This window comes from Streptomyces sp. NBC_01116 (genome assembly GCF_041435495.1).
GTDB lineage: Bacteria > Actinomycetota > Actinomycetes > Streptomycetales > Streptomycetaceae > Streptomyces.
Genome location: NZ_CP108644.1, coordinates 6,578,414 through 6,597,465, shown reverse-complemented (window position 1 = coordinate 6,597,465; position 19,052 = coordinate 6,578,414). Strand labels below are relative to the sequence as shown.

The window sequence follows — 19,052 nt, the reverse complement described above, 5'->3', positions numbered from 1 at the left end:
GGACAAGGTCTTAGGTACGGCCCCCAGGCGGTGCGGCAGCGCTGCCCGGGGAGCGCTGCCGCACCGCATCCTTCTATGGAAGGCGCCCATCACGGAGCGCCAAGCGACCCAGCTTTTCCAATAAGGGCTCTATATAGCCCAGTTCACCGAAGTGATGGAATTCATAGACTGAAGCAGAATTCGACCACGACACGACGCGCTGACGTCGGCCGGTGGCGAGCGACTCCACCGTAGCCCTCTCACCTGAGGCCAACCCGCTGTACCGAATCCGCCGCGAAAGACACGGCAAAGACCGAGCTCCCACCGCACCTGACGTTCCATCAGGGATATCCACGATCTCCTGACACCCCATCAGGACGTGCGTCAAACGTGCGTCACGTGCGTCGCTCATGCGTCAAGATATCGCCCGTAACGCCCACAGCGCACATTACGCACACTCGGCGAAACGGCAGGTCAGACACCCTTTGCGGCAGGCTCAAGGATCGCGACGCACTCGACATGATGCGTCATCGGGAACAGATCGAACGCCCGCAGCGTCCGCACCTTGTACCCCCCGTCCCGGAAGTACGCCAGGTCCCGTGCCAGCGCCGCCGGGTCGCAGGCCACGTAGGCGATCTTGCGTGCGCCCAGCCCCGACAGGTGCTTGACGACCTGCTTGCCGGCGCCCGCGCGCGGCGGGTCCAGGACGATCAGGTCGCACTCCGTGATGCCGGTGCGGGGCAGGACCTGGTCGACCTTGCCGTGTTCGATGCGGACCCGGTCCAGGTCCTTCAGGTTGTGGCGGGCGTCCTCGACCGCGCGCTTGCCGGACTCGATGCCGAGGACCGCGCCCTTCTCGCCGAGGCGCTGGCCGATGGCTCCGGCGAACAGGCCGACGCCGCAGTAGAGGTCGAGGGCCGTGTCGTTCTTGCGGGGCAGCAGGCCCTGCATGACCGCGCGGACCAGGGTGTTGGCCGCCTGCGGGTGGACCTGCCAGAAGCCGCCGGAGCCGACGCGGTAGGTGCGGTCGTCGGCGCGCTCGCGGACGAAGGCGCGGCCGTGGACGCGGTGGACGCCGCCGTCCTTCTCCTCGACGCGGAGCACGGAGACCGGCTGGTCGAGCTCGACCAGGGGGAGCCGGCCGCCGGGCTTCGGGGTGAGGATGACCTGGCGGTCGTTCGAGCCGGTGGCGGTGATGGCCTCCACCGCGGCGATCTGGGGCCACTCGCGCTTCTCGACGCCGAGCTCCGAGACGCCCGGCGCGGCGATCAGGCAGCGGTCGATCGGCTGGACGTCGTGCGAGCGGTGCTTGCGCAGGCCCGCGCGGCCGTCGGCGTCGACGGCGTACTGGACACGGGTGCGCCAGGCCGGCACCTCGCCCGCGGGAAGCTTGTCGCCCTCGGCCGGCATGACCGTGCCGTCCCAGCCGGCCTCCTCGGGGGTCAGGCCCGCCAGGCGCAGGAGCTGCTCGGCGATGACCTCGCCCTTGAGGCGGCGCTGCGCGCCCGGCTTGGCGTGCTGCCAGTCGCAGCCGCCGCACATACCGGGGCCGGCGTACGGGCAGGGGGCCTCGACGCGGTCCTTGGACGGCTCGATGATCCGTACGGCGTCGGCCCGCAGGAAGCGGGAGTCCGTGTCGCCGTCGGTGACCCTGGCGATGATCTTCTCGCCGGGGAGCGTGTGGCGTACGAAGAGGACCTGGTTCCCGTCGGTGCGGGCGATGCAGTGACCGCCGTGTGCGACGGGCCCGACCTCGACCTCGTACTCCTCCCCGACCAGCGACGACGTGGGTTCGTTCTGCATGAGGGGAGGCTCCAGGGAGAAAGGGGGCAAACGGTCGGGCCCGCGGCCGGACGACAGCCCACCAGTCTACGCGGGCGTGGTCAGGGTGCTGACCACGCCCGGCCCCCGCCGCCCCGCGCCAGCCGGCCGGACTCCTGGCGACCGCACGTCGCCGGCCGGAGTTCACCCCGGCCGGTCTCACCCCTTGCGGTTCGGCTCCTTGTGCCTCCGCTCCACCGGGCCCCGGCGGACCGAGCCCGGGGCGCTCCAGTCGGCGCGCTTGCGGGCCCGTTTCCTCGCCGCCTCGGAGGACTGGAGCTGGTAGGGGACGGAGGTGACCATGACGCCCGGGGTGAAGAGCAGTCGGCCCTTGAGGCGCAGGGCGCTCTGGTTGTGCAGCAGGTGCTCGTACCAGTGGCCGACCACGTATTCGGGGATGTAGACGCTGACCACGTCCCGCGGACTCTGGCGGCGCAGGCCCTTCACGTACTCGATGACCGGGCGGGTCACCTCCCGGTAGGGCGAGTCGAGGATCTTGAGGGGGACGTTGACGGCGCGTCGTTCCCAGTCCTCGCGCAGCGCCTTCGTCTCGTCCGGGTCGACGCTGATGGAGAGCGCCTCCAGGTGGTCGGCGCGGATCAGCTGGGCGTAGGCGAGGGCGCGGAGCGTGGGGCGGTGGAGCTTGGAGACGAGGACGATGGCGTGGACGCGGGAGGGGCGCGCGCTCTCGTCCGGCGCGTCGTCGGCGGCGATCTCGGCGGCGACCCGGTCGTAGTGCTTCCGGATCGCGGTCATCGTGCCGTAGAAGATGACCATGCCGAGCAGGGCCACCCAGGCGCCGTGGGTGAACTTGGTGGCGAGGACGATCACCAGGACCATGCCGCAGAAGAAGGCGCCGAAGGCGTTGATGGCGCGGGAGCGGAGCATGTGGCGGCGCTTGGCCTGGTCCCGTTCGTCGGTCAGCAGACGGTTCCAGTGCCGCACCATGCCGGTCTGGCTGAGGGTGAAGGAGACGAACACCCCGACGATGTAGAGCTGGATCAGCCGCGTGGAGTCGGCGCCGTAGACCCCGACGAGCAGGATCGCGGCGCCCGCCAGCAGCACGATGCCGTTGGAGAACGCGAGGCGGTCGCCGCGCGTGTGCAGTTGGCGCGGCAGGTAGCGGTCCTGGGCGAGGATCGAGCCGAGCAGCGGGAAACCGTTGTACGCGGTGTTCGCGGCGAGGAAGAGGACCAGGGCGGTGGCTGCGGCGAGGACCATGAAGAGGAAGGAACCGTGGCCGAAGACCGCCTCGGCGACCTGGGCGATGACCGGGTCCTGGGTGTAGTCCGCGCCGACCGGGACGCCGTCGCGGATCAGGTCGACCGCCGGGTTCTCGGCCATCTTGACGTCGGTGGCCAGGGCCAGGCCGATGATGCCGCAGAACATGGTGACGGCGAGCAGGCCCATCATGGCGAGCGTGGTCGCGGCGTTCCTGCTCTTCGGCTTCCGGAAGGCGGGCACCCCGTTGCTGATCGCCTCGACCCCGGTGAGGGCGGCGCAGCCGGAGGAGAAGGCCCGCAGGAGGAGGAAGACGAGGGCGAAGCCGGCCAGCCCCTCGTGTTCGGGCTTGATCTCCAGTTCGGAGGTGGGCGCGTGCATCGTGTCGCCGAGGATCACTCCCCGGAAAGCGCCCCACAGGATCATGAGGAAGACGCCGGCCACGAAGAGGTAGGTGGGGATGGCGAAGAGCTTCCCGGACTCCTTGACGCCTCGCAGGTTCATCAGGGTGAGCAGGACGATGGCGCCGACGGCGCAGAGCGTCTTGTGCTCGATGACGAACGGGATCGCGGAGCCGAGGTTCTCGACGCCGGAGGAGATCGAGACGGCGACGGTGAGGACGTAGTCGACGAGCAGGGCGCTGGCGACGGTCAGTCCGGACTTGGGGCCGAGGTTGGTGGTCGCGACCTCGTAGTCGCCGCCGCCGCTCGGGTACGCGCGGACGTTCTGCCGGTAGGAGGCGACGACCGTGAACATGAGGACGACGACCGCGACGGCGATCCAGGGGCTGAAGTGGTACGCCGACACCCCCGCGATGGACAGCACGAGGAGGACTTCTCCCGGCGCGTACGCCACCGAGGACAACGGGTCGGACGCGAAGACGGGGAGTGCGATGCGCTTGGGGAGGAGGGTCTCCCCGAGCTTGTCGCTGCGCAACGCCCGGCCGATCAGGATCCGTTTGGGCAGGTCGGTCAGTTTGGACACGCTGAGGATCGTAAGCGGAGCCCGTGGCCGAAACGCACGCCCTTTCGACGTGGCCCCGCAATCTCCTGCGGTCGGCGGAGAACGCCTCACCATTCTTTAACGGAATCCTTGCACTCGTTCGGCCTATTTTGCTTTCCCTTTGCCGGAGTGCGCGAGGATGCGGACACTCGGATGAGGGATCGCCTTCTCCGGCGCTTAAGCTCGACCTCGGGCCGCGCCGCGGGTGTGTGTCCCGTTGTTTGCCCAGCAAGCTGAGAGAGAAGTGTGAGCAGCGTGTTTTCGCAGGTCAGCCGGATGACCAGGACGGCGGGGTAGGCGCACAGTGCACATCGTCATCATGGGCTGCGGGCGCGTCGGAGCCGCTCTCGCACAGACCCTGGAACAGCAGGGGCACACCGTCGCGGTGATCGACCAGGACCCCACGGCGTTCCGTCGCCTCGGGTCCGGATTCGGCGGTCGCCGGGTCACCGGGGTCGGCTTCGACCAGGACACCCTCCGCGAGGCGGGGATCGAGGACGCCGGGGCGTTCGCCGCGGTCAGCAGCGGCGACAACTCGAACATCATCGCGGCCCGGGTGGCCCGCGAGATGTTCTCCATCGAGAACGTCGCGGCGCGGATCTACGACCCCCGGCGCGCCGAGGTCTACCAGCGCCTCGGCATCCCCACCGTGGCGACGGTCCGCTGGACGGCGGACCAGATGCTGCGGCGGCTGCTGCCTTCGGGCGCCGAGCCCCTGTGGCGCGATCCGAGCGGAGGTGTGCAGCTCGCCGAGGTGCACACGACGCCGTCCTGGATCGGCCACAAGATCAGCACGCTCCAGGAGGAGACGGGGGTCCGTGTCGCCTTCCTCACCCGGTTGGGCGAGGCCATACTGCCCAGCTCGCAGACCGTCCTCCAGGAGGGCGACCTGGTCCACGTGATGATGCGTACGGACGAGATCGCCAAGGTCGAAGAGGCCTTCGCCCAGGGTCCCGAGGAGGACGGTCACTGATGCGTGTGTCGATTGCCGGGGCGGGCGCGGTGGGCCGTTCCATCGCAGCCGAGCTGCTGGAGAACGGGCACGAGGTGCTGCTGATCGACAAGGCGCCGACCGCCATCTCGGTGGAGCGGGTGCCGATGGCCGAGTGGCTGCTCGCGGACGCCTGTGAGATCACCTCGCTGGACGAGGCCGCGCTGCAGCGGTGCAACGTGGTCATCGCCGCGACCGGGGACGACAAGGTCAATCTGGTCGTCTCGCTGCTCGCCAAGACCGAGTACGGCGTGCCGCGCGTGGTGGCGCGGGTGAACAACCCGAAGAACGAGTGGCTGTTCAACGAGTCCTGGGGCGTGGACGTCGCCGTCTCGACGCCGCGTCTGATGTCGGCCCTGGTCGAGGAGGCGGTGAGCGTCGGCGATCTGGTCCGGCTGCTGCGCTTCAGCCACGGCGACGCCAACCTGGTGGAGCTGACGCTGCCACCGGAGTCGGCGCTGGCCGGTACCCGGGTCGGGGACGTCGCCTGGCCCGAGGACACCTCGCTGGTGACGATCATCCGGGGGACGCGGGTGCTGACGCCGGGCCCCGAGGAGACCCTGGAGGCCGGTGACGAGCTGCTGTTCGTGGCCGCCCAGGCGCGCGAGGAGCAGTTGGAGGACCTGTTGTCGGTCCGCCGCGATCCGTCGGAGGACTGACCGGCAGAGACGGGGGAAGGGGCCCGGAACCGCTGAGCGGTTCCGGGCCCCTTCCCCGTCCGGCAGCAGGATGTACGGGTCAGGCGTCCGGGTCGCGGAGCGCCGCGGCGGCCTGCGCCTTGCGCTCCTTCTCGGCCTGTTCCTCGGCCTCCATCTCGGCGAACACGTCGATGGGCGCCGGCGCCTTCGCGAGGAAGACCCAGGTCAGATAGACCGCCAGCAGGAACGGCGGGATCTTCAGCGCGATGAGGACCCAGCCGAACTCGGTGGTGTCGGCCCACCAGTAGAGCGGGAAGAGGATCGCGCACTTGGCCAGCAGGATGAAGCCCCAGGCGTAGCTGGCCTTGGTGTACGCCTTCTTCCGTCCCGGGTTACGGGTCCGCCAGGAGAGGTTCTCCTTGAAGACCGGGCCGAGGATCAGGCCGATCAGCGGCACCCCGGCCACCGCGGTGCCGATGTAGGCGACCGCGAGGCCCAGGGTGTAGAGCATGCCCGGCAGGTAGAAGTCCTTGGCGTCGCCCGTCATCTTCGCGAAGACGACACCGAAGGCCACTCCGAAGACGCCGCTGAAGGCGTGTTTGACGGTGTCCCGGCGGATCAGCCGGACGGCGACGAGGGCCAGGGACACCGCCAGGGCCGCGATGGCCGAGGCGTTCAGGTTCTTGTTGACGGTGAAGATCGTGACGAAGAGCAGCCCGGGGAGGACTGTCTCCACCATGCCGCGCACACCGCCGAAGGCCTCGAAGAGGGCGGCCTCGGTGACGGCCTTCGTCTCGTCGTCCTGCTGGGCGGCGTGCCTCCCGCCGGCGTGCTGCGGGGCCGTACGGTGGGGCTGGTCCGTTTCGGACGTCGGCTTGTCGAGAGACGTCACCGGCTACTCCTTGGCGAGCGGTCGGAGTTCGTATGTGGGGTTGAACAGCACCCGGCGGCCATGGCTCATGGCGACCCGCCCCGAGGCGATGATCCTGCGGCCGGGCTCGATACCGACGATGGAGCGACGGCCGAGCCAGACCACGTCCAGCGGCTCGGTGCCGTCGAAGAGCTCCGCCTCCAGGGCGGGCACTCCGGCCCGGGGACGGAGGGTGACGGTCCGCAACGTACCAGCCACCTTCACGATCTGCCGATCGGAGCACTCGGAGATCCGGGTGCACCCGGTGGCCTGCGCGTCCTCCTGCAGCTCCTGGGACTCCAGGTCCTCCTGGGAGCTGGAGAGCCGGTCGAGCATACGGCGGAAGCGCCCGGAAGGTCGCGCCGCCTTCCCGGCCTTCCCGGCTTTCTCGGATCGGGGAACAGCACTCATACCCGAAGGGTACCGGTCCCACGGGCGGTACACCGAGGCCCCGGACGACCACTCGAAAGGATGACCCGGCGCCCGTCAGTCGCGCTCGAAGCGGTAGCCCATACCCGGTTCGGTGACGAAGTGCCGGGGGTGCGAGGGGTCCGCCTCCAGCTTGCGGCGCAGCTGGGCCATGTAGACCCGCAGGTAGTTGGTCTCGGTGCCGTAGGAGGGGCCCCAGACCTCCTGGAGGAGCTGCTTCTGGCTGACCAGACGGCCGCTGTTGCGGACGAGGACCTCCAGCAGATGCCATTCCGTGGGGGTGAGCCGTACGTCGCGCCCGGAGCGGTGCACCTTCTTCGCCGCCAGGTCGACGGTGAAGCCCGCCGTCTCGACCAGCGCGATGTCCTCGGCGCCGCCCTCCTGACCGACCGGTTCCGCCCGGCGTACCGAGGCGCGCAGCCGGGCCAGCAGCTCGTCCATGCCGAACGGCTTGGTGACGTAGTCGTCCGCCCCGGCGTCCAGGGCCTCCACCTTCTCGTCGGAGGTGTGGCGCGCGGAGAGTACGAGGATGGGCACGCGGGTCCAGCCGCGCAGGCCCCTGATCACCTCGACCCCGTCCATGTCGGGCAGCCCGAGGTCGAGGAGGACCACGTCGGGGTGGCGGGCGGCGGCGAGCTGGAGGGCGGTCGCCCCGTCGGGCGCGGCGTCGACCTCGTACTGGCGCGCCTTCAGGTTGATCACGAGGGCGCGGACGATCTGCGGCTCGTCGTCGACCACAAGCACCCTGGTCATCGTGGACCTGCCTTTCTGCTGCACGGGGAGGAGGGAAGAGCTGTGCTGTACGGGGAGGGCGAGGCGGAGGGGAGCGCCCGGGGACGGGTGGCGTACGCCCGGGGGCGTCCCGGGCCTCGGGGACGGGTCATGAGGTGGCCCGGGCCGGCAACTCGGCCTCCGCCCGGACGCCGCCCGGCGCCGCGGTGAGGGTCAGGACCATGGTCAGCCCGCCGCCCGGGGTGTCCTCGGCGTCGAGGGTGCCGCCCATGGCCTCGGCGAAGCCCCGGGAGACGGCGAGACCGAGGCCCACTCCGGCTCCGCGCGGGGCGTCCCCGTACCGCTGGAAGGGCTCGAAGATCCGTTCCTTGGCCTCGTCGGGGACGCCCCGGCCGCGGTCCACGACCCGCAGCTCGACCCGGCCGCCGAGGGCGCTGGCGGCCACGGCGACGGGCTCCTGGCCGGGGTTGTACTTCACGGCGTTCTCCACGATGTTGGCGACGACCCGCTCCAGGAGTCCCGGGTCGACGGCGACCATCGGCAGCGTCTCGGGGATGTCGAGGTCGACGCTGCCCTCCGGGACGCCGCCGAGCGCCATCGGGACCACCTCGTCGAGGTCGATCTCGCGGATCAGCGGGGTCACGGTGCCGGTCTGGAGGCGGGACATGTCCAGCAGGTTGCCGACCAGGTGGTCCAGCCGGTCGGCGCCGTCCTCGATGCCTTCGAGGAGCTCCGCCTCGTCCTCCTCGGACCAGGCCACGTCGTCGGAGCGCAGCGAGCTGACGGCCGCCTTGATGGAGGCCAGCGGGGTGCGCAGGTCGTGGCTGACGGCGGCGAGCAGGGCGGTCCTGATCCGGTTGCCCTCGGCGAGCCTGCGGGCCTGCTCGGCCTCCCCGACCAGGCGCTGGCGGTCCAGGACGACGGCGGCCTGGGCGGCGAAGGCGCCGAGCACCCGGCGGTCCTCGGCGGGCAGCACCCGGCCGGACAGCGCGAGGGCCATGTTGTCGCCGACCGGCATGTCCACGTCGGCGTCGTCGGGGCGGGTGACCGGGGCCGGCCCGACGGATCCGGCGCAGGTCCACGGCTCGACGTCGCTGCTGCGCTCCAGCAGGGCGACGGACTCCATGGCGAAGGTCTCGCGGACCCTCTCCAGCAGGGCGTCCAGGGCGGTCTCGCCGCGCAGGACGCTGCCCGCGAGGAAGGAGAGGATCTCCGACTCGGCGCGCAGCCGGGCCGCCTGATGGGTGCGCCGGGCCGCCAGATCGACCACGGAGGAGACCGCCACCGCCACCGCGAAGAAGATCACGATGGCGACGAGGTTCTCCGGGTCCTGGACGGTCAGGGTGTGGGTGGGCGGGGTGAACCAGTAGTTCAGCAGCATGGAGCCGACGGCCGCCGAGGCGAGCGCGGGCCGCAGTCCGCCGAGCAGGGCGGCGGCCACCGTCAGGAAGAGGAAGAGCAGGACGTCGTTGGCGAGGCCGGGGGCGTCCTCCATGGAGCGCAGCACCACCGCGAGCAGGACGGGTCCGACGACGCCGACGAGCCAGCCCCAGATGATCCGGGCGCGGCCGAGCCGGGCGCCGCGGGCCATGGGCAGACCGCGGCCCTTGGCGACCTCCTCGTGGGTCACGATGTGCACGTCGAGGTCGGGCCCCGACTCGCGGGCGACGGTCGCGCCGACCCCGGGGCCGTAGATGTACTGCCAGGTCTTGCGGCGGCTGGAGCCCAGGACGATCTGGGTGGAGTTGACGCCGCGGGCGAACTCCAGCAGGGCGGCCGGTATGTCGTCGCCGATGACGTGGTGGAAGCTGCCGCCGAGGTCCTCGACCAGGGTGCGCTGGACGGCCAGCTCCTTCGGGGACGCGGAGGTCAGGCCGTCGCTGCGGGCGATGTAGACGGCGAGGATCTCGCTGCCGGAGCCCTTGGCCGCCATCCGGGAGGCGCGGCGGATGAGGGTGCGGCCCTCGGGTCCGCCGGTCAGTCCGACGACGATGCGTTCGCGGGCCTGCCAGGTGGTGCGGATGTTGTGCTCGCCCCGGTACTGCTGGAGGTACTCGTCGACCCGGTCGGCGACCCAGAGCAGGGCCAGCTCGCGCAGGGCGGTGAGGTTGCCGGGACGGAAGTAGTTCGAGAGGGCCGCGTCCATCTTGTCGGGCTGGTAGATGTTCCCGTGCGCCATCCGGCGGCGCAGCGCCTGGGGCGACATGTCGACCAGCTCGATCTGGTCGGCCCGGCGGACCACCTCGTCGGGGACGGTCTCGCCCTGCCGGACCCCGGTGATCGACTCCACCACGTCGCCCAGCGACTCCAGGTGCTGGATGTTGACCGTCGATATGACGTCGATCCCGGCCCTGAGCAGCTCCTCGACGTCCTGCCAGCGCTTGGCGTTGCGCGAACCGGGCACGTTCGTGTGGGCCAGCTCGTCCACCAGGGCCACGGCCGGGGCGCGCTCCAGCACCGCGTCCACGTCCATCTCCGTGAACACCGAGCCCCGGTACTCCAGCTCCCGGCGCGGCAACAGCTCCAGCCCGTGCAGCATGACCTCGGTCCGCGGCCGGTCGTGGTGCTCCACGAAGGCCACGACGCAGTCGGTTCCGCGTTCGACCCTGCGATGCGCCTCCGAGAGCATCGCGTACGTCTTGCCGACGCCCGGTGCCGCGCCCAGGTAGATCCGGAGTGTGCCGCGTCCCATGGCCCCATTGTCTTCTTCCGTCCGGCCCTGTCGTGTCGGGGGCCGGTGGCGCCCGGTGCGGCTGCCGTCCTCGACGCTACTCCGCCCGGGGCGGTGGTTCGGTCCCGGGAGTGCAGGCGGGGAGCGTATTGACGGAACTCTGATGCGTGTCGGCGCGGGTGCGGGGGCGGTGCGGGAACGTCAGCCGTGTTCGACGATGTGGCCGTCGCTCAGCTCCAGGACCCGGTCGGCGAGGCCCAGCAGCTGGGGGTCGTGGGTGGCGACGAGGGCGGTGACGTTCTCGGAGCGGACGACCGCGCGGAGCAGTTCCATCACGGCGAGCCCGGTCTCGGCGTCGAGCTGTCCGGTGGGCTCGTCGGCGATCAGGAGGGCGGGTCGGTTGGCGAGGGCGCGGGCGATGGCGACGCGCTGCTGCTGGCCGCCGGAGAGCTCGCCGGGGCGCTGTTCGGCGTGGTCGGCGAGGCCGACGAGGGAGAGCAGCAGGGCGACCCGCTCGTCGCGCTCGGCCGGATCGGCCTTCCGCAGCCGCAGGGGTACGCCGACGTTCTCGGCTGCGGTCAGGATCGGAATGAGTCCGAAGGACTGGAAGATGAAGCCGACCCGGTCCCGGCGCAGCTCCAGGAGCCCCTTCTCGCCGAGCCCCGCCAACTCGGTGCCGTCGACGGTGATCCGGCCGTCGTCCGGGGTGTCGAGGCCGCCGACCAGGTTGAGCAGGGTGGTCTTGCCGGAGCCGGAGCGGCCCTTGAGGGCGACCAGCTCACCGCGGGGGATCTCGAACGAGACCCCGCGCAGCGCGTGCACGGCGGCCGCTCCGCTCCCGTACGAGCGGTGCAGGTCCTCGACGGTGACCATGACCGTGCGGGACGGGTCCTCGGCCAGGGCCGTGCCGGACTGCCCGCTGGTGCTCTCGGTCATGCTGCTCCCCCGTCATCACGTGGCCCGCGTCCATCACGTGGCCTGCGCCGTCGCCCGCCAGTATGTGCGTGCGGCCCACGGCCGGGCAATGGCCGGTGGGCCGCACCCGCGAAAGGGTGCGGCCCACCGGCCTGTGCTGCGACTACCGCGAAGTCCCGCCGCGTAGCCCTAGCGGACCTCGGTGATCTCGGGCCCGCGCTGGAGCTGGCCCATGCCGCCGGAGAACTTCGAGCTCTCCTGGTCCTCCTGCTGCACACCCTCGGGCACCATCTGGGCGTCGTTGGGGAGCTTGAGGACGATCGGGTCGCGGGGGGCCATCGGGCCGTCGCCGCGGACGACCACGGTGTCCCGGAAGATCGTCTCCAGCAGCCCTGCGGCCTCCGGCTGGACGGCGCCCTGGCCGGAGATCACTCCGCGCAGGAACCAGCGCGGCCCGTCGACGCCGACGAAGCGCACCAGCTGCACACCGCCCGTGCCGTCCGGGAGCTGTACGGGGACCTGCGCGCGCAGCTCCCAGCCCAGCGGGCCCTCGACCTCGTCGATGATGCCGCCCTGCTGGGTGATGCCCGAGGCGATCTCGTCGCGGACCTCGCCCCAGATGCCCTCTTTCTTGGGGGCGGCGAAGGCCTGCAGCTGGACCGCGCTGTCGCGCAGCACCACGGTGGCGGCGACGATCGCGTCCCCGGCCACCTCGACGCGCAGTTCCATGCCCTCGACCCCGGGGACGAAGATGCCGCCCAGGTCGACCCGGCCCTCGCCGGGCTGGGTGACCTCGGTGCTGTCCCAGGGTCCGTCCGGCCTGGGGGCCGGCGGAAGGTTCATCCGACGGGCGCCCTTGGCGGCGCCGTCACTGCCCTCGGGCTCGTCGGCGACCTGCTCGGCCTCGCGCACCTCGTCCGCCTCGTCCTCGGCGGAACCACTCTTCTTGCGACGTCCGAACACGTCACTGTCCTTCCCGGTCGGATACGACCGAAGCGTAGCTGTTCCCACCGTGGGTGATCCCGCCCTCGGCGCCGTCCACCGACGCGTGGCCGCCGGTGGACCCGAAGCCCCCTTCGGCCCGCGCCGAGCCGGGAAGTTCCGCCACCTCGTGGAAGCGCACCTTCTCGACCTGCTGGACAACCAGTTGGGCAATCCGGTCGAACCGTTCGAATCGCACGCTCTCGCGCGGATCGAGGTTGACCACGATCACCTTGATCTCCCCACGGTACCCGGCATCAACCGTCCCTGGGGCATTCACGAGGGCCACTCCGCAGCGGGCCGCGAGGCCGGAGCGCGGGTGGACGAACGCGGCGTACCCGTCGGGCAGGGCGATCGACACCCCGGTGGGGAGCACCGCGCGCTCGCCGGGGGCGAGTTCGGCGGCCTCGGTGGTCACCAGGTCGGCCCCGGCGTCGCCCGGGTGCCCGTACGCCGGAATCGGCACCTCCGGGTCGAGGAGGCGGATCAGTACGTCGACGGGGCTGCGGGTCACGGGTTCACCTCGAAGGCGCGGGCGCGCCTGACCTGGTCGGGGTCGGACATGGCGGCCTGGATCTCGGCGGGCCTGCCGTTGTCGATGAAGTGGTCGACCTTGACCTCGATGAAGAGGGCGTCGGCCCGGACCGCGACGGGCCCGTCGGGGCCGCCGATCCGGCCGGTGGCGGTGGAGTAGATCTTCCGGCCGTGCACGGCGGTGATCCGGGCGTCGAGGTGCAGCACGGTGTCCACGGGGACGGGCCGGACGAAGTCGGTCTCCAGCCGTCCGGTCACCGCGATCGTGCGCAGCAGCCAGTTCAGCGAGCCGAGGGTCTCGTCCAGCGCCGTGGCGAGCACGCCGCCGTGGGCGAGGCCGGGGGCGCCCTGGTGGGCGGGCTGCACGGTGAACTCGGCGGTGACGCTCACGCCCTCACCGGCCCGCGCCATCAGGTGCAGTCCGTGCGGCTGTCCCCCGCCGCAGCCGAAACAGTGTTCGTAGTGCGCTCCGAGGAGCTCGCCGGGGGCGGGCGCATCGGGGTGCCGGACCGGCGCGACGGCGTCTGCCGGGGGTGTCAGAGCTGCTGATGTTCCACTCACAGGCGCAGACCTTACCCGCGCGGCGGTCCGCCGGTCGCGCCGTGCCAAGCTTGGTTCCATGCAGCCTTCCGCCCCGCCCTTCGACGAACGTCTCACCGCGCCCCGCTCCTGGTGGTTCATCGCCTTCGGGGTCGGTGTCGCCTGTGCTCTGATGCTTCTGCCGTTGGGCACCCTGCCGCTGCTCGCCGGTCTGGCCGGCGGCACGGTCGCCGCCGCGCTCCTGGTGAGCAGCTACGGCTCCGCCCGGATCCGGGTGGTGGCGGGGGCGCTCGTCGCAGGCGACGCCCGGATCCCGCTGTCGGCGCTCGGTGAGCCCGAGGTGCTGGACGCCGAGGAGGCACGGGCCTGGCGGACGCACAAGGCCGACGCCCGTGCGTTCATGCTGCTGCGCGGCTATGTGGAGACGGCGGTGCGGGTGGAGGTCACGGACCCGGACGACCCGACACCGTACGTCTACCTCTCGACCCGGAACCCGCAGGGCCTGGCGGCGGCGCTGAGCACCGTCCCGACGGCCTGAGCACTGTCCGGCGGCGGCCTGAGCGCCGCCCGACCGCCCGAGCGCCGTCCCGGCCCGAGCGCAGCGCACGCCCTGACGCGAGGGCTCCGGAGAAGGCTCAGGGGCCCTCGATCTCCTTGGGCAGCTCGGCCGGGTCCAGGGGCTGTTCCAGCGCGGGGAGCGCGGGCAGCCGGTCCCAGGGGATCCGGTCCTTGCGCAGGTCGTTCCTGACCCGGTCGGCGAGCTTGCGGGTGTCACGGCGGTTCATCGTGGCGCCGACGGCGGCGCCGATCATGAACGGGATCAGGTTGGGCAGATTGCGCGCCATGCGCTTCATGATCTGCTGGCGCAGCTCGCGCTTCATCTGGCCGCCCAGGGCGGCGTTGAGCGTGGTGGGGCGCGTGACGTCGATGCCGCGCTCCTCCGTCCACGACGTCAGATACGCGGTGCTGCGCTGGCCGAGATTGCCGGGGGGTCGGCGGCCGTAGACCTCGTGGAGCTCGGCGACGAGCTTCATCTCGATCGCGGCGACGCCGGTCACCTCCGCCGCCAGCTCGGCGATCATGGCGGGCGGTACGGGCATCATGGCGGCGGCCCCGATGCCTGCGCCGACGGTCGCGGTGGCCCGGCAGGCTCCCGTGACCAGCTTGTCGGCCAGCTCTTCGGGCCCCAGCCCGGGGAACTGCTTCCGCAGGGTGGCGAGGTCGCGCACCGGCACGCGCGGGGCCGTGTCGATGATGCGGTCGGCCAGCTGTGCGGCCAGTGCCTTCGCGCTGTCCCGGCCCTTGCCCACACCCCGTCTCACCGCGTGCAGACGGCCCCCGGTCGTGGGCTCCGCCCGATCCTGCTCTGCGGGCCGGTCCGGCGACGTTGCCGCCCCGGCCACCTCGAGCGAGGCCGAACGGCCCCGCTCGTCGTCGGAACTGCCGGAGTGATCCGGCAGGGCGGCGGACCGCTCGGCAGACGCGTTGCCGCCTTCTGCCGGGCCTGTGCCGCCCGTACCGTCCTGGTTCGTCCCCGGGCCGTGCCGGCGCCAGGGGCGCCGCTTCCGGAACGGTGTCTCGCCTGCCACGGCCGACTCGACCTCAGTCGCAGTCGCGGCAGATGGGCTGACCGTTCTTCTCGCGGGCCAGCTGGCTGCGGTGGTGCACCAGGAAGCAGCTCATGCAGGTGAACTCATCGGCCTGCTTGGGCAGCACCCGGACGGCCAGCTCCTCGTTGGAGAGGTCCGCGCCGGGCAGTTCGAGTCCTTCGGCCGCGTCGAATTCGTCGACGTCGACGGCGGACGCCGTCTTGTCGCTCCGACGTGCCTTGAGCTCTTCGAGGCTGTCCTGGTCCACATCGTCGTCGGTCTTGCGTGGGGTGTCGTAATCCGTCGCCATGTCGCTCTCCCCCTCTTGGGTGTCTACGGGTGTCTCAGCGCACGTAACGCGTGAGAGGCCGGACTTGTGCCCGACCTGAGGCGGAGATTTTGCCTCACATCAAGGTCTGTTACTCAATCGACACCCAACCGGGCGCCTCGGCGAGGCTCGGCTTGGGTGGCGATGGGGACCGTACACGGTCCCGACTGCGCAGTTCACGGGTGCCACCCCGTGTACTTCCCGTGATAACGATCCTCGAAAACCCGGACGATTACCGGCTTTCCGACGGAGTCGCGATCACGGAGAGTAGATGACCGGAAAATCGGCTCTGTGATCGATCACACACGAATCGCCCGGGAACGGGTCCTGAAAATTCCGCCCAAAGCGAACATGAAGATTCGGTGCCGAGTCACATCGTGCAGCCTCTCAGACCGGCAGGGTGACGCGCATCACGAGACCACCGCCCTCGCGGGGCTCCGCGATGATACGGCCTCCGTGGGCCCGCGCGACGGACCGCGCGATCGACAGGCCGAGCCCGACCCCCTTGTCGCTGCCCGTGCGCTCCGTACGCAGCCGCCTGAAGGGCTCGAAGAGGTTGTCGATCTCGTAGGCCGGGACCACCGGTCCGGTGTTCGAGACGACGAGCAGGGCCTGGCCGTCCCGCGCCTCGGTGGTGACCTCCACCCAGCCGTCCTCGGGCACGTTGTAGCGCACGGCGTTCTGCACGAGGTTCAGCGCGATCCGCTCCAGCAGGACGCCGTTGCCCTGGACCACCGCCGTGGCCCGCTCGCCCCGGACCTCGACCTTCTTCGCCACCGCCTCCGACCGTGCCTGGTCGATGGCGCGCTCGGCGACCTCCGCGAGGTCGACCGGCTTGCGCTCGACGATCTGGTTGTCGCTGCGGGCCAGCAGCAGCAGGCCCTCGACGAGCTGCTCGCTGCGCTCGTTGGTGGCCAGGAGGGTCTTGCCGAGCTGCTGGAGCTCCGGCGGGGCCTCCGGGTCGGAGAGATGGACCTCCAGCAGGGTGCGGTTGATCGCCAGCGGGGTGCGCAGCTCGTGCGAGGCGTTGCCGACGAAGCGCTGCTGCGCGGTGAAAGCCCGCTCCAGCCGGTCCAGCATGTCGTCGAAGGTGTCCGCCAGCTCCTTCAGCTCGTCGTCCGGGCCGTCCAGCTCGATCCGACGGGTGAGGTCGGTCCCGGCCACCCGGCGCGCGGTCCGGGTGATCCGGCCGAGCGGGGACAGCACGCGTCCGGCCATGGCGTAGCCGAAGGCGAACGCGATCACGCTGAGGCCGACCAGGGCGAGCAGCGAACGGTTGAGCAGGGTTTCCAGCGCCGCCTTGCGCTGGTGGTTGACGCAGGCGTTCATCGCCGCGTTGAAGGCGTCCGGGCTGGCGTTCGGGGGCAGGTCGCAGATCTCGCTGGTGACCTTGCCGCTGACGATCTCGAACGGCAGATCCGTGCCGACGCTCAGTGCCTGCGCCGCCAGCATGTAGATGATCGACAGCAGCACGATGCCCGCGATCAGGAACATCCCGCCGTACAGCAGCGTGAGCCGTATCCGGATGGTCGGGCGCAGCCAGGGGTACGGGGGCTCCTGCTGCTTGGGCTCCCAGGTGGGTTTCGGAGGCGCCGCGGAGGGCCCGGGGGTGGTGGCCATGATCCTCAGATCCGGTATCCGGAGCCCGGCACGGTGACGATGACGGGCGGTTCGCCGAGCTTGCGGCGGAGCGTCATGACCGTGACGCGCACCACGTTGGTGAAGGGATCGGTGTTCTCGTCCCAGGCCTTCTCCAGCAGCTGTTCCGCCGAGACGACCGCGCCCTCGCTGCGCATGAGGACCTCCAGCACCGCGAACTCCTTCGGGGCGAGCTGGATCTCCGCCTCGTCGCGGAAGACCTCGCGGCGGTTCGGGTCGAGCTTGATGCCGGCGCGCTCCAGGACCGGCGGCAGCGCCACCGTCGTACGGCGGCCCAGCGCGCGCACCCGGGCGGTCAGCTCGCTGAACGCGAAGGGCTTGGGCAGGTAGTCGTCCGCGCCCAGCTCCAGGCCCTCGACCCGGTCGCTGACGTCGCCGGACGCGGTGAGCATGAGCACCCGGGTGGGCATGCCCAGTTCGACGATCCTGCGGCAGACGTCGTCCCCGTGCACCACCGGGAGGTCCCGGTCCAGCACGACGACGTCGTAGTCGTTGACCCCGATGCGCTCCAGGGCCGCGGCACCGTCGTAGACGACGTCGACGGCCATGGCCTCCCGGCGCAGTCCGGTGGCCACCGCATCGGCGAGCAGCTGCTCGTCCTCGACGACGAGTACGCGCACGGCGCAGTCCTTCCTTCGGTCCTTCGATGGGTTCACAGAGCCGGCGGCCCACGTGGGGCCCGCCCGGACACGGGCAGCGATGACCGACTGTGCGCCTACATCCTGCCCGCAACACGCATAAACCGGCGGTAAGACGGCGGCGGCCCGGCCTCCCGGCGGCGGCCCGCCGGGAAACCGCCGGATTTGCGGGCCAGTTGAGGTTTCTCCGAACCGTGGCGCGGGGAAGAGGGCTTCACACCCGCGATCACGCCTGTCACGTGGCATGCCACTGCCCGCTTCTTTTCCCCGGAGCGGCGGCGCGATCACCCGCTCCTCCGGCCCCCCGGCCGGAGGGATCCCGGGCACACCCCCGTGCCACCGACCCACGATGAGGGGGCGCATCATGGACGCTTTCACCGCAGGTCTGCTGCAACGCATCAAGACGACCGAGACCGTCCTCACCCGGGCCCGCGAGGACGGCGACGACTTCCTCGCGGACGTCGAGCAGGGCGAGCTGGACGATCTGCGCCGGCTCGCCGCCGAGCACGGCGTGGAGATCGGCGCCACCAGCGTCTGAGCCGTACGCCACGGGGCCCCGGACACCATGACGGTGTCCCGGGGCCCCGTGGCGTGTGCGGTGCCCTCAGGCCCCCCGCCAGGGCCTTCCTCGGGGCGGGGCCCGTCAGTCGTGCCAGGCGCCCAGCTCGTCGAGTGCGGCCTGCAGCGGCTCGAAGACACCGGGGGTCGCGGCCACCGTCAGGTCCCCGTCGGCGGGCAGTCCCGGACGGCCGCCGGTCAGTGCGCCCGCCTCCCGGGCGATGAGGTCGCCCGCCGCCAGGTCCCAGGGGTGCAGCCCGCGCTCGTAGTAGCCGTCCAGCCGGCCCGCCGCCACGTCGCAGAGGTCGACGGCCGCCGAGCCGCTGCGCCGGATGTCCCGGAGCCGGGGGATCAGCCGCTGGGCGACGTCCGCCTGGTGGGCGCGGACGTGTCCCACGTAGTTGAAACCGGTCGAGACGAGCGCCTGGTCCAGCGGCGGGGCGGGCCGGCAGCGCAGGGCTTCGCCGTTCGCGAACGCACCGCCGCCGAGGACCGCCCGGTAGGTCTCCCGGCGCATCGGGGCCTCGACGACGCCCACGACCCGCTCCCCGTCGCGCTCCGCGGCGATGGAGACCGCCCACGTGGGCAGGCCGTAGAGGTAGTTCACCGTGCCGTCGAGCGGGTCGATGACCCAGCGGATGCCGGTGCTGCCCGGGGAGCTGGCCCCCTCCTCGCCGAGGAAGCCGTCGTCGGGGCGGAAGTCGGAGAGGTAGCCGGTGATCAGCTTCTCGGCGGCGATGTCCATCTCGGTGACCACGTCGATGGGGCTGGACTTGGTCGCGGCCACCCCCAGGTCGGCCGGGCGGCCGTCGCGCAGCAGGGCTCCGGCGCGGCGGGCGGCCTCCAGGGCGAGGTCGAGCAGTTCGGACAGGGCGGGGTCGGTCACGGCGCTCCCAAGGGGTCGGTGCGTACGGAC

General features: G+C 71.3%; 19 protein-coding genes. 4 read left to right on the top strand and 15 right to left on the bottom strand.

The window, feature by feature from the left end:
- Window positions 1–453: 453 nt before the first annotated feature.
- The gene (locus OG245_RS29110) at window positions 454–1,782 is read right to left on the bottom strand and encodes a class I SAM-dependent RNA methyltransferase (RefSeq protein ID WP_371626342.1); all 1,329 of its coding nucleotides are present in this window, start codon (window positions 1,780–1,782) and stop codon (window positions 454–456) included.
- A 177-nt stretch (window positions 1,783–1,959) separates the two neighbouring features.
- Complete coding sequence (locus OG245_RS29105; RefSeq protein WP_371626341.1) at window positions 1,960–4,005, bottom strand: APC family permease; 2,046 nt, start codon at window positions 4,003–4,005, stop codon at window positions 1,960–1,962.
- 322 nt (window positions 4,006–4,327) lie between these two features.
- Between OG245_RS29105 and OG245_RS29100 the strand changes: the two genes are divergently transcribed.
- Together OG245_RS29100 and OG245_RS29095 are read left to right on the top strand one after the other, a co-directional pair.
- On the top strand, window positions 4,328–4,996 hold the full coding sequence (locus OG245_RS29100) for a TrkA family potassium uptake protein (protein ID WP_007454533.1): 669 nt from the start codon (window positions 4,328–4,330) through the stop codon (window positions 4,994–4,996).
- A complete protein-coding gene (locus OG245_RS29095) occupies window positions 4,996–5,673 on the top strand; it encodes a TrkA family potassium uptake protein (RefSeq protein WP_371626340.1) in 678 nt (225 codons plus the stop codon). Before OG245_RS29100 ends, OG245_RS29095 begins: the two co-directional genes overlap by 1 nt.
- Before the next feature lie 79 nt (window positions 5,674–5,752).
- Here OG245_RS29095 and OG245_RS29090 read toward each other — a convergent pair whose 3' ends face one another.
- The 8 genes from OG245_RS29090 to OG245_RS29055 form a co-directional block, all read right to left on the bottom strand.
- On the bottom strand, window positions 5,753–6,544 hold the full coding sequence (locus tag OG245_RS29090; protein WP_371626339.1) for a DUF3159 domain-containing protein: 792 nt from the start codon (window positions 6,542–6,544) through the stop codon (window positions 5,753–5,755).
- A 3-nt stretch (window positions 6,545–6,547) separates the two neighbouring features.
- Window positions 6,548–6,973, bottom strand: coding sequence for an OB-fold nucleic acid binding domain-containing protein (locus OG245_RS29085; RefSeq protein WP_176739446.1), 426 nt, complete (start codon window positions 6,971–6,973; stop codon window positions 6,548–6,550).
- A 75-nt stretch (window positions 6,974–7,048) separates the two neighbouring features.
- A complete protein-coding gene (locus OG245_RS29080; protein WP_371626338.1) occupies window positions 7,049–7,744 on the bottom strand; it encodes a response regulator in 696 nt (231 codons plus the stop codon).
- Window positions 7,745–7,871: 127 nt separating this feature from the next.
- Entirely contained in the window at window positions 7,872–10,415 is a 2,544-nt protein-coding gene (locus OG245_RS29075) for a DUF4118 domain-containing protein (protein WP_371626337.1), read from the bottom strand.
- A 180-nt stretch (window positions 10,416–10,595) separates the two neighbouring features.
- Entirely contained in the window at window positions 10,596–11,330 is a 735-nt protein-coding gene (locus tag OG245_RS29070; protein WP_371626336.1) for an ABC transporter ATP-binding protein, read from the bottom strand.
- Window positions 11,331–11,498: 168 nt separating this feature from the next.
- Entirely contained in the window at window positions 11,499–12,272 is a 774-nt protein-coding gene (locus OG245_RS29065) for a DUF3710 domain-containing protein (protein WP_371626335.1), read from the bottom strand.
- 1 nt (window position 12,273) lies between these two features.
- A complete protein-coding gene (gene dut, locus OG245_RS29060) occupies window positions 12,274–12,804 on the bottom strand; it encodes a dUTP diphosphatase (RefSeq protein ID WP_371626334.1) in 531 nt (176 codons plus the stop codon).
- Window positions 12,801–13,385, bottom strand: a complete 585-nt coding sequence (locus tag OG245_RS29055; RefSeq protein ID WP_050360243.1) for a PaaI family thioesterase — start codon at window positions 13,383–13,385, stop codon at window positions 12,801–12,803. Before OG245_RS29055 ends, dut begins: the two co-directional genes overlap by 4 nt.
- Before the next feature lie 58 nt (window positions 13,386–13,443).
- Between OG245_RS29055 and OG245_RS29050 the strand changes: the two genes are divergently transcribed.
- Complete coding sequence (locus OG245_RS29050; RefSeq protein ID WP_371626333.1) at window positions 13,444–13,902, top strand: DUF3093 domain-containing protein; 459 nt, start codon at window positions 13,444–13,446, stop codon at window positions 13,900–13,902.
- A gap of 97 nt (window positions 13,903–13,999) precedes the next feature.
- On the opposite strand, the gene OG245_RS29045 is transcribed toward OG245_RS29050, so the two are convergent.
- The 4 genes from OG245_RS29045 to OG245_RS29030 all read right to left on the bottom strand — a co-directional run bounded on the left by OG245_RS29045 (window position 14,000) and on the right by OG245_RS29030 (window position 17,560).
- The gene (locus tag OG245_RS29045; protein ID WP_371626332.1) at window positions 14,000–14,953 is read right to left on the bottom strand and encodes a hypothetical protein; all 954 of its coding nucleotides are present in this window, start codon (window positions 14,951–14,953) and stop codon (window positions 14,000–14,002) included.
- A 13-nt stretch (window positions 14,954–14,966) separates the two neighbouring features.
- Window positions 14,967–15,263 (bottom strand): DUF4193 domain-containing protein, encoded by a 297-nt coding sequence (locus OG245_RS29040; RefSeq protein ID WP_003965732.1) that lies wholly within the window; start codon window positions 15,261–15,263, stop codon window positions 14,967–14,969.
- Between the two features lie 405 nt (window positions 15,264–15,668).
- A complete protein-coding gene (locus OG245_RS29035) occupies window positions 15,669–16,901 on the bottom strand; it encodes a sensor histidine kinase (RefSeq protein WP_371626331.1) in 1,233 nt (410 codons plus the stop codon).
- 5 nt (window positions 16,902–16,906) lie between these two features.
- Window positions 16,907–17,560, bottom strand: a complete 654-nt coding sequence (locus OG245_RS29030; protein WP_030577291.1) for a response regulator transcription factor — start codon at window positions 17,558–17,560, stop codon at window positions 16,907–16,909.
- 382 nt (window positions 17,561–17,942) lie between these two features.
- Here OG245_RS29030 and OG245_RS29025 point away from each other — a divergent pair, with 382 nt between their 5' ends.
- Window positions 17,943–18,116, top strand: coding sequence for a hypothetical protein (locus OG245_RS29025; protein ID WP_018957059.1), 174 nt, complete (start codon window positions 17,943–17,945; stop codon window positions 18,114–18,116).
- 105 nt (window positions 18,117–18,221) lie between these two features.
- Here the strand turns inward: OG245_RS29025 and OG245_RS29020 are convergent, their stop codons facing one another.
- Entirely contained in the window at window positions 18,222–19,022 is an 801-nt protein-coding gene (locus OG245_RS29020) for an inositol monophosphatase family protein (RefSeq protein WP_371626330.1), read from the bottom strand.
- Window positions 19,023–19,052 lie beyond the last annotated feature (30 nt).